Below are 12271 nucleotides of genomic sequence, written 5' to 3' on the forward strand. Positions count from 1 at the left end.
CGCCTTCCCAAAGAAGGCGGGTGTTTTTGTTACTAAACACCTGTTTTTGTATGCCGGAACATCTGAATGAGTCAGCCTGAGAAACAACTTCTGGAAGAAATTAGCCAACTGCGTGCCGATTTGGATGACGCTAATTACCGCTATTACATCTTAGATGAACCTAAGCTGACCGACGCAGATTACGACCGCAAGCTGCAGCGGTTGAAGCAATTGGAGTCCGAGTACCCCGATTTGGTCTCACCGGATTCGCCTACTCAGCGCGTGGGTGCCGCGCCCGCGGATGGGTTTCCTGAAGTCGCTCATGCGATTCCCATGCTTTCTTTAGATAACGCATTTAGCCGTGATGACATTACCGCCTTTGCTGAGCGTGTCGCTGAACGTTTGGAGTGTCAGGCGAATAGCGTTGAGTTTAGCTGTGAGCCAAAGCTCGACGGTGCCGCGGTATCGTTGGTGTACGAGCAGGGCGTACTGGTCAGTGGCGCAACCCGTGGCGATGGCCGTACCGGAGAAGGCATTACATCGAATTTGCGCACCTTGCGGTCTGTTCCGTTAAAGCTAATGGGCGACAACATTCCAGCGTTATTAGAAGTACGCGGCGAAGTTATTATGCGCCATGCGGGCTTTGAAGCGCTTAATGATCGAGCGAGGGAAGAAGGCAGCAAGGTCTTTGCTAACCCGCGTAATGCGGCGGCTGGCAGTCTGCGTCAGCTTGACCCGCGAGTTACCGCAACGCGCCCACTTGAGTTTCATGCTTATCAAGTTGCCCGGCTCGATATGGCAAACCTTGGCGACGGCGCGCTTAGCAGTAGCCCAATGACCACTCATAGCCAGCAAATGGAAAGGCTTAAGGCATGGGGCTTTCGTTCCAGCACGGAGCTTCGCACTGTCAATGGCCCTGAGCAGGTGGCTGATTACTGCGATCAATTGGGCGAAAAGCGAGACCAATTGGGTTACGACATCGATGGCGTCGTGATTAAAGTAAACGATCTGCGCCATCAGCGAGAGCTTGGCTTTGTAGCACGGGCGCCACGCTGGGCGGTAGCATTTAAATTTCCTGCCCAAGAAGAAGTCACGACCCTTAACGATGTGGAGTTCCAGGTAGGCCGTACCGGTGCGATCACCCCGGTTGCTAGGTTAGAACCGGTCACCGTTGCTGGTGTGACGGTATCGAATGCGACGCTGCATAACGCCGATGAGATCACCCGCTTAGGTGTGATGATTGGTGATACGGTAGCCATCCGTCGGGCAGGTGACGTGATTCCCCAAGTGGTACGCGTCGATATCGACAAGCGTCCTGCCCAGGCGCGTGCGATTACCTTTCCCAATCACTGCCCGGTGTGTGGTTCGGATATTGAACGGTTGGAAGGCGAGGCGGTTGCGCGTTGCTCAGGCGGGCTTTATTGTGCCGCGCAGCGTAAAGAAGCGCTGAAGCATTTCGCCAGCCGTAAAGCGCTAGATGTCGATGGGTTGGGTGAGAAGCTGATTGAACAGTTGGTGGACCTGGACTGGGTGAAAACGCCAGCAGACTTATTTCATCTCACCGCTGAGCAGCTTCAGACGCTACCACGCATGGGTGAAAAATCCTCGACCAACTTGGTAAATGCTCTGGATAAGGCTAAGCACACCACGCTGGCACGTTTTATTTACGCCTTGGGTATTCGTGAAGTAGGCGAAGCCACAGCGGCAAATTTAGCCAGCTATTTCGGGACACTTCAGACCTTGCAAGAAGCTGATCAAGCGGCGCTGGAAGCGGTGAATGATGTTGGTCCGATTGTCGCTGCCCATGTTCATACTTTTTTCCGTCAACCCCATAACCTAACAACGCTGAAAGCACTGCTTGATGCGGGCATCACTTGGCAAGAGAGTGAAGTGACGCAAGGCCCGACACCCTTAGAGGGACAGACCTGGGTGCTCACCGGCACGATGGATACCATGACCCGGGACGAAGGGAAGGCGCGGCTGCAAGCGTTAGGCGCTAAGGTGGCCGGCAGTGTTTCCAAGAAGACTGCCTGCTTGGTAGCGGGCGAGGCCGCAGGCAGTAAATTAACCAAAGCAGAGCAACTGGGCGTTGAAGTGATTGATGAAGCCACCTTTATTGAGCGTCTAGCTGTCTGGGAGCAGAGTGAATGAGCCGTTTTATTGAAGTGCCAGCACGCATGCTGCCGCCGGAAACGCTGGATGCTTTGCTTGAAGCATTTGTGACACGCCAAGGATACGATACCACCGATACCGGCGCAGGTATGAGCGGCTGGGTAGCCGAGCTTAAACAGCAGCTTGAGCGTCACGAACTGATTATTGCTCACGATCTTGAGTTAGAAATGACCGAGGTGATGACGCTCGCCCAATGGCGCTCCTTTGGGCGAGATCTTGCCGATGATGAGGAAGAGGGCGATTACTGAGCGCGTACTAGCGCACTAATAATCCGTCGCCCAGGATGTAAATGATCCACTAACGATAGCTCTAGCGGCATCGGCTCATCACACATTCGCGAGGCAATGATTTCGGCGCAGAGCGGAGCGCTGGAAAGGCCCCGAGAGCCATGAGCGCTAGATATCCACAGCCCTGAATGGTGCTCTCCTAAGGTATCTGGCACGTTAGAAGCATCTTTTTGCAGCATCGCGTAATCTTGCTGCCATGCGTCAGCATTGGGCACTGGCCCCGCGTAGGGGCTTTTGTCAGGGCTGGCTGCCCTTACCGCCGCACGACCTGCTAGCGTGTCGGGGCTTAGCGTTACGCCTGCGGCCTCAAGGGTGGCGACCCATTCAGGCAGTGTTTGGCGTAGTTCATCAATATTGCGCTGATGGTCTGCTGCCGTAACGTCGCTGGTGGCGTTATTAGGCACAAAGCTGGCCCCGAACGTCAGCACGCCTTCCACTGGCGGCGATACATAGCCCCCCGCGCATACCACACGTTGCGGGCCTTGAACGCCTTCGGGCAGTTTCACTTCGCTCACCTGGCCGCGAACCTGCTGTAGCGGTAGCGCTGCGGTTTGTTCAAAGCGGTTAGCCAGAGACGCATTGGCTACCACAACATGATCAGCGGTCAGCGTCTCGCCGCTGGCCAACACGACCTGCCAAGCTTTGCTATCGGGCTGAAGGGTTGTCACTTCTCCCTGGTGCATGGTGATATTCGCGTGCTGTAGTAGCTGTTTGCAGAGCAGTTTGGGGCGCACCCAGCCTGCCTGGGGATAAAACAGTCCGTGAGCCGCTGTGATGGGAACACCCGCCAGCTCGCCAAGCGCCTCGATTTGAGCGGATACCACCGATTCTGGTAGCGGATGGCGTGCCATAAAGCGCTGCTGGCGCACAGCCTCCTTGTCGCTTAACGCCAGTTGTACCACGCCACATGGTTGCCACAGCGGCGCTTCCTGTGGTGTTGCTGAAGCCCACTGGCTAAGCCAGCGCTGGCTGTAGAGAAGGCCTGATAAATAAAACCGGCTCTGGTTATTCGTTTCCGCGGCTAGCTTTACATACAGCGCTCCCTGGCGATTACCGGAGCCACCGGCACCCGGGGTGTCGCGTTCAATGACCGTTACCTGAACCCCACGCTTGGCCAACGCCGCTGCTACGCTACAACCGGCCATGCCTGCCCCAATGACCGCCACATGGTTAGCTGGCCTTGCCGCAGGCGGCGTGAACCATGGCGTTGACTGGCGGCGAGTGTCTTTGGGCGGTGTGTCGATATAGCCTGCTAACATTTCCCGCTTGCGCCCAAACCCAGGCACCTTTTGCCAGTTAAACCCCGCTGCTTTTAACCCTCGTTTAACGACACCGGCACAGGTAAACGTGGCAAATGTTGCTCCAGGGCGAGAGCGTGCTGCCATGGCCTCAAACAGCTCAGGCTGCCACATTTCTGGGTTTTTAGCAGGAGCAAAGCCATCTAGGAACCAGGCGTCGACTTGACCGTCGAGTAGGTTCAGTCGTTCGGTGGTGTCGCCAAAGTGCAGATCGAGAGTCACTCGCTCGTTAAGATGAAGGCGGTGAATACCGCTGACGGCTTCAGGCCACTGGGCGCATAGCACTTGTGCATAATTTGCTAACGAAGGCCAGGCACTTAGTGCGCGCTCAAGAGACACTCGGTCAAGCGGAAACTTCTCAGTGGATAACAGATGAAGGCGTGCGCTGCTTGGTGCGTGCTGCTCAAAACAGTCCCATGCGCACAGCATATTAAGCCCGGTGCCAAAGCCTGTTTCGCCAATCACAAACGCGCGGCTGTGTTGCCAGTCCGCAAAGCGCTTGGGAAGGTGATTTGCCCCCAGGAAAACGTGCTCGGTTTCAGCCCGGCCATCTTCCCTAGAGAAATACACATCGTCGAAGGCCTGCGAATGAGGAGACGCCTCGTTCCAAGTGAGTAAGGGTGCTGTTAACGCCGCGAGCGGGGGCAGGGCAGTATAGCTAGAGCGTTGAGTCACGCGGGTATCCCCGTACTGATGAAGTTTGTGTTAAAGATAGGTTAAAAAATGATCAACTTGTTGATAAGGGCATCAGCTCTAGCTTTGGGGAAAGCGTCCGCCGAGTTTTCACAGAGTTTTCCACAGGCTCTGTGAAAAAGAAGACGGACTCTTCACACTCGCCTCTATCGGTCAAGGCATTACTTTTTTAAATGGCTTAACAATTACCTTGGCATAGACCCCAGCAATGATGTATGGATCGGCGTCAGCCCAGGCTTGAGCGTCCTCAAGGCTGTCAAATTCGGCAACAACTAAGCTGCCGCTGAAGCCTGCATCGCCTGGGTTATCGGTATCAACAGCGGGGTGGGGGCCAGCCAGAACCAAACGGCCTTCATCACGCAGCTTTTCTAGGCGACCAAGGTGATCCGGGCGTGCCGCTAAACGGCGCTCCAAGCTGTTGGATACATCTTCACTGATAATAGCGTAAAGCATGGGGATAACTCCTTGAATGCTAGGGCGGTTGTTCCGTACTGAATTGACCGCGCCCCTGTAAGCGCGCACCATGGTGAGCGACGGTATACCGTTAAGGGAAAACAGGGTGCCTGTTTTACTCACACCACCCTATTCTGACAAACTCGCCACACGGCGTCATGCTTATGCCCCTACTTCCTGCGAACTATCTTCCTCTAAACCATCTGCCCCGCGTGTTTGATGCCGACCAGCGTTATACGGTGGATTTACACATGCACTCTACCGCGTCAGATGGCTCGCTTACTCCTACCGAGCTGGTAAAGCTGTGCGCTGCACGTGGTCTTACCCACATGTCGCTGACAGACCACGACACCATGGAAGGTATTCAAGAAGCTGGCATCGCGGCGCAGCAAGCTGGACTTTGCTTGGTGCCCGGCTGTGAGTTATCCACGCGCTGGCAGGGAATTAATATCCACGTAGTGGCGCTTATGCCTGGCGGCTTGCAGGGGCCTCTCGTAGAAGGGCTTGCACTGCAGCGCGAAGCGCGGATCAAGCGTGCTGAAGTGATTGCTGAGCGGCTGGAAAAAATGGGCTTACCTGACGCGCTCGAAAAGGCACGCGCCCAGGCAGGCAGCGATCGCCCTTTAGGCAGGCCCGACTTTGCCCGCGCACTGGTTGCCGAAGGCGTGGTAGATGACTGGGCTGGCGCGTTTAAGCGCTATTTAGGCAGTGGTAAAAAAGGCGATGTAAAAGCTCATTGGCCGGAAATCAGTGATGCAGTCGCCTGGGTGGTGGCCTCAGGTGGCGTGGCGGTGCTGGCGCACCCGCTGCGCTATGGGCTTACCCGGCGCAAGCGAGGTTTGCTGATGGATACGTTTCAAGCCGCAGGTGGGCAGAGCGTTGAGTTGGTGAGTGGTCAGCAGAACCCAGACAGCACCCGTGATCTTGCTCGGCAATTAGTGGAGCGCGATTTATACGCCTCCATGGGCAGCGATTTTCATTTTCCTGGCGGCCACGCCGCCCCCGGTAGTATGAGCTTAATACCGCGCACTGCTGCACCGCCGATTTGGCAGCATCCGCGCTTAGTTCATTTGCGCGATGCGCCCAGTGGCATGTTAGGTCCTGGGTCTTAAACCGCATATCGGCTAATCTAGAAACGAAATCGATAACGATATGCCCAAGGGCAGGAGCAAGCGATGAGTCAATATTTTCAGATTCACCCCGAAAATCCGCAGAAACGCTTGATTGATCAAGCAATAGATATTATCCGCAAAGGTGGTGTGGTCGCATATCCGACGGATTCGGGCTATGCACTGGGTTGCCACTTGGGTGAAAAAAAAGCCATTGAGAAGATCAAATGGCTGCGTTCGTTAGACGATAAGCACAATTTCACCCTGATGTGTTCGGATCTTTCCGAGATTGGCACTTACGCTAAAGTGGATAATGCTGTGTTCCGGCTGTTGAAAGCCCACACTCCAGGCCCATACACCTTTATTTTGGATGCCACCACAGAGGTTCCGCGCCTGTTGTTGCATCCGAAGCGCCGCTCTATTGGCGTACGTGTGCCTGATCACCACATTACCCACGCGCTGCTTGAAGCATTGGGTGAGCCGTTGATGAGCGTCACCTTGATTCCGGTAGGAGAGACCCTGCCAATGAGCGATCCTGAAGAGATCCGCGACCGCTTCGGGGCCCACCTTGATGCCATTATCGATGGAGGCGCCTGCCACCTTGACCCCACCAGTGTGATTGACCTGCGCGAGCTGCCGCCCAAAATTGTACGGGAAGGGCGCGGCGATATTACGCCGTTTACAAGTTAACACCGCTCTCTAGCCTGTATTGGTAGCCCCCTGGTGACAAGTATCGAGGGGGTTGCTGTCTTCCCGCCTGTCTCTTCATCACCCAAAATCCACAAAAATTTTTAAACATGATATGCGTATCAACTTATTCATCTAGCGCGCTATCTTTGTTGTTTGAATGATCAATAAAAATAAATTATGATGATTATGCTTATTATTGATAATTAATAATGATGGATGGTGTGGGGTTCCCCTCTCAGCCTGATAACCATCACTGACAGGAGATTGCTTAATGACGATATCTCGATACCGCAACGCTGCCACTGCCACAGCATTTGCAAGCTTGGCGCTACTTCCTTTATCAGGGGGCGCAGTAGCCGACGACGCTAGCGCTTGTGATCAGGTTGAGTACGCCATGGGGCTTCGTTACCAACAGCAATCCGCAGAAATAACTGCTTTACAGCGCCAAGGCTTTGAACTGGCGACCTATCGCTTGGAAAAACAAATTGAAGCGCATGGTGAAGGGGCCGATTTGGCCATCATTACCGATGTGGATGAGACGCTCATCGATAATAGCGCTTTGCTAGTGCGCGACATGCAGGCCTGCCACGACTTCACTGCTTGGGATACTTGGTTGCATTGGGAGCGCGAGGGCGAGCCACGTTTGATCCCGGGCGCGAAAGACTTTCTCGAATTTGCTGATGAGCAAGGTGTGTCGATCTACTATGTGTCGGATCGCTACCAAGAAAACAAAGCAGATACGCTGGCCACTATGGAAGCATTAGAGCTTCCTCAGGTATCTGACGAGCGCGTCATGCTCCTTGGCCCACCCAAGACCGAGCGTCGCGCTATCGTCGAAGACAATCATACGTTGGTGATGCAGTTGGGCGATACGCTTCATGACTTCTCGGGTGACTTTGTCGACGCAAGTCTTGAAGAGCAACGCGACCTGGTTAACGACCACGCTGAGCGTTTTGGTCAAGACTGGATTGTTTTCCCCAATGCCAGTTACGGAAGCTGGAGTGACGCGGAACTTAACGCGTGGGAAGCTCCGTTTGAAAACGAATAAAATGTAACCACTTCCATCGTGCCGTTACTATAGATAAGACGCCCTGGTTAATAGCCGGGGCGTTTTTCTTATTAGCCCCGCAAGTTGTCCCTGTGCCGCTAGTCACTAACATGTCATTCACCTGTCATTGGTTGCCACTAAGTTATCTTGGTGGCTGTGAACATAGCGATATGCCATAACAAATCGAACCTTCCCGGTGTGAGCGCGTTTCAGTAAGACGACTGTTACGGCGCCACCCCCCATTCGATATTCCTGCCACTAGACTTTTCATAACTTGCCTTGCCCCGGGGCACGCTGGAAATTGTGCCTGTGGAGGCGGCTGAGGCGCCAACGGGCGTCAACCTGTATTCGATAAGGAAACCAACCAATGAACCGTCATAAGCTCTTTATGGCATCCTTACTGACGTCCTCCCTGCTGGTGGGCGGCACTGATAACGCTAACGCTGATGATACCAACGCCACCGTGTTCGATAGCTTCCCCGCCGCTGGTGTGTTTCTTCCTCATAGCGTATTACGGGATGATCTAACAGATGGCAAATCTCAGCAGGCTTTTGAGATCCGTAATGGCGGCTTTGGGTCGGCAATGACCGCTCATCCCACGGATTCAACGCGTTTCTATGCATTGACTGATCGTGGCCCCAATGCCAATTTTGTTGGCGACTATGGCAAGGGGAAAGTCTTTCCGACACCGGACTATACGCCCCGTATCGGTCTGTTTGAGCTTCAAGCGAACGGTGTGATCGAACAGGTTGCCACCCTTCTGCTTAAGCGCCCTGATGGTAGCGAGATCAGTGGTCTGCCTAACAGCTTGGCACTCGGTGGAACGGGGGAAACCCCTTACCATGCCAATGGCCAGCCGATCTTAGTAGACGATAGCCAGCCCTATAATGAAGCCACTAATCCGATCCGCTTGGATGATTATGGTCTGGATGGCGAAGGGCTGGTGGCGCTATCGGACGGCACCTTCTGGGTTAGCGATGAGTACGGTCCGCACATGGTTCACTTCGATGCCGAGGGTCGTGAAATCGGTCGAATCAACCCCTTTGCTGACGACGACAGGGTCGAGATGAACCTGCCAGCAGAGTTTGCCAACCGACGTGCCAACCGAGGTATGGAAGGGCTGGCTATCACGCCGGATGAGCAAACGCTGGTAGGTATTATGCAGTCCACGCTGTACAACCCTGGCAGTACAGTGAAGGACCTGGATATCACCCGCATCGTTACAGTGGATCTGGACTCGGGTGAGATTGGCCAGTACCTCTACCGCCAAGAGCAAAACCAGAACTCTAACTCGGAGCTTGTTGCGCTGAGCGCCACTGAGTTTTTGGTGCTTGAACGAGATGGCCGTTTCCTGAACGGTGGTCCCGACGGTGCTGAGGCTGCGACACCTGATGCTCAGAAGCAGGTTTATCGCATTGACCTTGCCTCGGGCACCAATCTTGAGGCGGTTTCAGCTAACGGCGATCTGGAACAGGATGCCGAGCTGGGGCTAACCTTGGCAGGTAAAACCCTGGAAGAAGTGGTTCTAGAGCAGGGATGGAGTGCTCTGGCCAGCGCCGGAATCGAGCCAGTGAGCAAGTCTCTAGTGGTAGATATGGTGGCAGAAGTCGGTTATCCCCACGATAAAATGGAAGGTCTGTGGGTGATTGATGACCAACGCTTGGGGGTGCTGAACGACGATGACTTCGCCACTTGGTCCACCGATGGCCAGCTTGAGCAGAAGATGTTGGACGCCAACACTGTGGATGGCGGCCGCTTGTTTATTATCGAGGCCGACCTGAGCGCCGATTGATCAACGTAACGGCCTAGCAATCACATAACCTCCCTAAATGAATTACTGCGCGCCCTGGGCTTGGCTATGTTGGTTAGCTGCCCTGGGGCGTGTTTGTGTCTTCGTCTCCCTCGTGGCTATCTTTTGGGTCTGCTGCTTTCTTGCGCGGGTCTTCGCTCTCTTCATCCAGCCAGGTGCCACAGCGCAGACAGTAACGAGCGCGCTTTTCATGGCGGTCATGGCCACAGCCGGGGCAGGCTTCTTCTGAATAGCGGTCTTCGCGAATGGAGCGGATAACCTGGGCGGAAAACACCCCGGTAGGCACGGCAATAATCGAATAGCCCAACAGCATCAGAATCATCGTGATCGCTTTGCCTATCGACGTGGCGGGGACAATATCGCCGTAGCCCACCGTAGTCATACTCACGATTGCCCAGTACATCGACATCGGAATGCTGGTAAAGCCGGCTTCTGGAGACTCGATGGTGTACATCAATGCAGCAAACAGTATGACGACCATCATGATGCTGCTAAAAAACAGCAGGATTTGACGAAGACTGCGTCTAAGCGCATCGAGTAGTAAACGCCCCTCGCCGATAAACTCCATCAATCTCAAAATCCGGAAAATGCGTAGTACCCGCAGTACTCGTACGATGACCAGCCCGTGAGCACCAGGCACCAGCAGTACTAACCAGGCTGGCAAAATCGCGATCACATCGACAATGCCGTAGAAGCTTTTTAGGTAAACCGTTGGGCGCTCTAAGCAGTAAATCCGCACCGCCAGTTCAATGCTGAAAAGTAGCGTAAATAGCCACTCAGCATAGTAAAAAATGTGCCCGTAGCGTTCGGAGTAACTCGCTACGCTGTCCAGCAAGATAACCGTCACGCTGATTAAAATGGCGATAATCAGCGCAATATCAAACCCTTTGGCTCCCGGCGTATCAGACTCGAAGATAATATGGAAAAGCCGTGTGCGCAGTCCTTCTGCACCGGGAGTTAATTGAAAACTCATCGCGACATCCTGAAGTGGGCTGAATGTTTCTAGCGTAGCGTGGTTTGATAGGCGAAGCGATGCGCCAGGGTTAGCGCAGCAGTGCCATAAGCGGGCGTTGGATAGCCATTGTCCGTTAGTGACTTGGTCAGCACCTGAGCGTGGCGGTGAGAGCTTTCATCCAACTGCGGATGAGTCGCCAGTGTGGCTAACGCCTGCTGTGCAATGGTTAAGTGTTCTGCAAGGCCACTGTCGTGGTAAGCGTCCAGCGCCACTGTGGCTCTGTGTAGCCACTCAGCCGGTGCGTCAGCTTCAGGTAGCGCCCACTGCTGCACGCCCAACGCATTGCCGCGAGCAGCTTTGCTGGTATCCGAAGGGCGCAGCGGTACGCTTTCCGCGAGCGTTAATGCTAGCGCCCAAAGCGTTTCTGGCTCACCCGCTTTTAGTTCTAGTTCGACCTCGCAAATAGCCGCTTGAGCACCACCGCTGACAATCTCTCCTTCGTCCAGCACTAGCTCGATATGGCTGCCCTGCCAGTCGATTTGCCAGCTGCGCCGGGTAAAGTCGGTGCGCAGCGCAGGTCGTAGCGCGGAAATAGCGGTGCCTAGTGAGCCTTTGAAGGGCGGAAGGGCAGCTAAGCCATGCTGGTCAAGCTGTGGGTTAGGAACTTGCCACTCCCACTCTTGCCGGGTAGAAAGGCCGCCACCACCATGACCGGCGGTTTTCACCGTTTGTAGCACCCGATCATCAACTTGGCGTAAGCGCACGGCAATCCGTGCATTGGCCATATCGCCCGCAGGGGTATCGAAATAGGTGTTCGACAGATGTTGCCGTTGGGGTGTTTCGGCTAGTGCTGTGTGGCTCAGCAGCGTGTTTAGTTGAGCTGGCGCAAGGGCAAGCTTAAGCTCTATTTCGGTGGGCGCTGAAATAGAGTTAGAAGTAGATGTTGAATTTTCCATGACATTAGCCACCTTTGTATTGTGACATTTCAATTAATTTTTCATGACATTGTGAACTTTTCATGACGGCGGCGAGCGCACTCTTTATACTGGCGCCGCCATTTCCAGGCTCCCCGAAAACAGGCTAAAGGCTATATGGTTACCTCCAACCCTTTTTCCGCGATGTTTGGCCGCTCGCCATTCCAGCCGCTGCTGGCCCACATCGTCAAGGCCAATGAATGTGCCGACCAACTGTTGCCGTTCTTCGAAGCATCGCTTGCCGGTGATTGGGATACCGCAGCTGTACTGCGTGAAAACGTTACTCGCTTAGAGCATGACGCCGACACGTTGAAAACAGAGCTACGGCTTAACCTGCCCAACACGATGTTTCTTCCCGTCTCGCGGTCCGATTTGCTCGACCTTATCAGCGTGCAAGATAAGATCGCCAACAAGGTGCGCGACATTACCGGCATTATGCTGGGACGTAAAATGCGTGTACCCAATGAGCTGGCCGATCCCATGCGCGATTATATGCGTACCAGCGTGGCGTGTGTGGCCCAGGCTCGCCAAGCGCTTGAAGAGCTGAAAGAGCTGCTTGAGTCCGGTTTTGGACGCAATGTTTCCGATGTTATGCAGAATATGATCCGTGAGCTGCACACCCTTGAGCACCAAGCCGACAGCCAGCAGATCGCGATACGTCGCCAGCTGTTTGAGCTTGAAAGCCAGCTTCCTCCTGTTGATGTGATTTTCCTTTACAAAATCATTGAGTGGGTCGGTGAAGTTTCTGATCGCGCTGAACGCGTGGGCAGCCGCCTACAGATTTTGACCGCACGCTAAGGGAT

At 54.3% G+C, this 12271-nt stretch carries 11 protein-coding genes; 7 read left to right on the forward strand and 4 right to left on the reverse strand.

The features are described 5' to 3' along the window. Positions 1-66 precede the first annotated feature (66 nt). Together ligA and HVE01_RS12720 are read left to right on the forward strand one after the other, a co-directional pair. Positions 67-2130: an NAD-dependent DNA ligase LigA gene (gene ligA / locus HVE01_RS12715; protein ID WP_146944533.1), complete on the forward strand. Its 2064-nt coding sequence runs from the start codon at positions 67-69 to the stop codon at positions 2128-2130. Beyond that, positions 2127-2399 (forward strand): YheU family protein, encoded by a 273-nt coding sequence (locus tag HVE01_RS12720; protein ID WP_125745817.1) that lies wholly within the window; start codon positions 2127-2129, stop codon positions 2397-2399. The genes ligA and HVE01_RS12720 overlap by 4 nt, the downstream gene beginning before the upstream one ends. Here the strand turns inward: HVE01_RS12720 and mnmC are convergent. Together mnmC and HVE01_RS12730 are read right to left on the reverse strand one after the other, a co-directional pair. Further along, the gene (gene mnmC / locus HVE01_RS12725; protein WP_146944535.1) at positions 2393-4411 is read right to left on the reverse strand and encodes a bifunctional tRNA (5-methylaminomethyl-2-thiouridine)(34)-methyltransferase MnmC2/FAD-dependent 5-carboxymethylaminomethyl-2-thiouridine(34) oxidoreductase MnmC1; all 2019 of its coding nucleotides are present in this window, start codon (positions 4409-4411) and stop codon (positions 2393-2395) included. The two genes, HVE01_RS12720 and mnmC, sit on opposite strands and share 7 nt — an antisense overlap. 171 nt (positions 4412-4582) lie before the next feature. Continuing rightward, complete coding sequence (locus tag HVE01_RS12730) at positions 4583-4882, reverse strand: YciI family protein (protein WP_125745821.1); 300 nt, start codon at positions 4880-4882, stop codon at positions 4583-4585. Positions 4883-5046: 164 nt separating this feature from the next. On the opposite strand from HVE01_RS12730, the gene HVE01_RS12735 reads away from it, so the two are divergent. The 4 genes from HVE01_RS12735 to HVE01_RS12750 all read left to right on the forward strand — a co-directional run bounded on the left by HVE01_RS12735 (position 5047) and on the right by HVE01_RS12750 (position 9521). After that, positions 5047-5994 (forward strand): PHP domain-containing protein, encoded by a 948-nt coding sequence (locus HVE01_RS12735; RefSeq protein WP_146944537.1) that lies wholly within the window; start codon positions 5047-5049, stop codon positions 5992-5994. Positions 5995-6057: 63 nt separating this feature from the next. Further along, positions 6058-6681 carry an L-threonylcarbamoyladenylate synthase gene (locus HVE01_RS12740; RefSeq protein ID WP_125745825.1) on the forward strand — a complete coding sequence of 208 codons (624 nt, stop codon included), beginning with the start codon at positions 6058-6060 and terminating at the stop codon, positions 6679-6681. 271 nt (positions 6682-6952) lie between these two features. After that, a complete protein-coding gene (locus HVE01_RS12745; protein ID WP_146944539.1) occupies positions 6953-7729 on the forward strand; it encodes a 5'-nucleotidase, lipoprotein e(P4) family in 777 nt (258 codons plus the stop codon). A 367-nt stretch (positions 7730-8096) separates the two neighbouring features. Beyond that, entirely contained in the window at positions 8097-9521 is a 1425-nt protein-coding gene (locus HVE01_RS12750) for an esterase-like activity of phytase family protein (RefSeq protein WP_146944541.1), read from the forward strand. Positions 9522-9594: 73 nt separating this feature from the next. Here the strand turns inward: HVE01_RS12750 and HVE01_RS12755 are convergent, their stop codons facing one another. Then, positions 9595-10512 carry an ion transporter gene (locus HVE01_RS12755; protein WP_125745831.1) on the reverse strand — a complete coding sequence of 306 codons (918 nt, stop codon included), beginning with the start codon at positions 10510-10512 and terminating at the stop codon, positions 9595-9597. 29 nt (positions 10513-10541) lie between these two features. Beyond that, positions 10542-11450 carry a CYTH domain-containing protein gene (locus HVE01_RS12760; RefSeq protein WP_146944542.1) on the reverse strand — a complete coding sequence of 303 codons (909 nt, stop codon included), beginning with the start codon at positions 11448-11450 and terminating at the stop codon, positions 10542-10544. A gap of 135 nt (positions 11451-11585) precedes the next feature. Between HVE01_RS12760 and HVE01_RS12765 the strand changes: the two genes are divergently transcribed. Then, positions 11586-12266 carry a TIGR00153 family protein gene (locus HVE01_RS12765; RefSeq protein WP_125745835.1) on the forward strand — a complete coding sequence of 227 codons (681 nt, stop codon included), beginning with the start codon at positions 11586-11588 and terminating at the stop codon, positions 12264-12266. Positions 12267-12271 lie beyond the last annotated feature (5 nt).

It is taken from the genome of Vreelandella venusta (assembly GCF_007989605.1).
GTDB lineage: Bacteria > Pseudomonadota > Gammaproteobacteria > Pseudomonadales > Halomonadaceae > Vreelandella > Vreelandella venusta.

Bases quoted from the DNA above. Each gene is read 5' to 3' on its own strand.
- ligA (WP_146944533.1), top strand. From the start codon at position 67: ATGAGTCAGCCTGAGAAACAACTTCTGGAAGAAATTAGCCAACTGCGT.
- HVE01_RS12720 (WP_125745817.1), top strand. From the start codon at position 2,127: ATGAGCCGTTTTATTGAAGTGCCAGCACGCATGCTGCCGCCGGAAACG.
- HVE01_RS12730 (WP_125745821.1), bottom strand. From the start codon at position 4,882: ATGCTTTACGCTATTATCAGTGAAGATGTATCCAACAGCTTGGAGCGC.
- HVE01_RS12735 (WP_146944537.1), top strand. From the start codon at position 5,047: ATGCCCCTACTTCCTGCGAACTATCTTCCTCTAAACCATCTGCCCCGC.
- HVE01_RS12740 (WP_125745825.1), top strand. From the start codon at position 6,058: ATGAGTCAATATTTTCAGATTCACCCCGAAAATCCGCAGAAACGCTTG.
- HVE01_RS12745 (WP_146944539.1), top strand. From the start codon at position 6,953: ATGACGATATCTCGATACCGCAACGCTGCCACTGCCACAGCATTTGCA.
- HVE01_RS12750 (WP_146944541.1), top strand. From the start codon at position 8,097: ATGAACCGTCATAAGCTCTTTATGGCATCCTTACTGACGTCCTCCCTG.
- HVE01_RS12755 (WP_125745831.1), bottom strand. From the start codon at position 10,512: ATGAGTTTTCAATTAACTCCCGGTGCAGAAGGACTGCGCACACGGCTT.
- HVE01_RS12760 (WP_146944542.1), bottom strand. From the start codon at position 11,450: ATGGAAAATTCAACATCTACTTCTAACTCTATTTCAGCGCCCACCGAA.
- HVE01_RS12765 (WP_125745835.1), top strand. From the start codon at position 11,586: ATGGTTACCTCCAACCCTTTTTCCGCGATGTTTGGCCGCTCGCCATTC.